Raw genomic sequence first — 732 nt, forward strand, 5'->3', positions numbered from 1 at the left:
GGGTCTGGGGGCGGAGCCCCCAGGAGGAGGCTCCGCGCAGCGGGGTGCGGGGCTATGTTGGCGGCAGGGCCCCGACGCGGGGCGTGGAGGTGAGGCCGTGGGAGCCGTACGGGCGGACCCCGCGCGGCGCCGCCGCCAGGCAGGGGCCGGCGCGCTCGCGGGACTGGCCGCCGCCTTCGCCGGCCTGGCGCTCGGCATGCTGGCGGCCGCCTTCGTACGGCCCGAGGCCTCCCCCCTCACCGCCGCCGGCGGCGCCGTCGTGGACCGTACCCCGGCCGCCGTCAAGGAGTGGGCCATCCGCTCCTTCGGCACGTCCGACAAGCTGGTCCTGACCCTCGGCATCGCCGTCGTCCTGGCCGTCCTCGCCGCCGCCACCGGCATCCTCGCGGTACGCCGCCCCCGCACCGGCTGCGCGCTCGCCTCGGCGTTCGGGCTGCTCGGGGCGGCGGCCGCGCTCAGCCGGCCCGGAGCCGGCTGGAAGGACGCGCTGCCCTCCCTGGCCGCCGGGGCGGCCGCCACCGTCGCGCTGTACCTGCTGGTCACCGTCGTACGACGGCCCCACCCGACGGCAGCGGCCCGCGGCACCGGCACCTGGCCGATGGACCGGCGCGCCTTCGGCCGCCTCCTCACCGCCACCGTCGCCGCCTCGGCCGTGGCCGGGTACGCCGCCCGGCGGCTCGGCGCCCACGGCTCGGCCGGGGCCACCGCCTCCCGGGCGGACCTGGTCCGGCC

Annotated in this window: 1 pseudogene; it reads left to right on the top strand. The window is 80.6% G+C overall.

Annotated elements, in window-relative coordinates:
* Positions 1 to 97 precede the first annotated feature (97 nt).
* Positions 98 to 732, top strand: a pseudogene (locus tag VR44_RS31290) (molybdopterin-binding oxidoreductase); the annotation flags it as partial.

This window comes from Streptomyces katrae, from assembly GCF_000966975.1.
Lineage (GTDB): Bacteria > Actinomycetota > Actinomycetes > Streptomycetales > Streptomycetaceae > Streptomyces > Streptomyces katrae.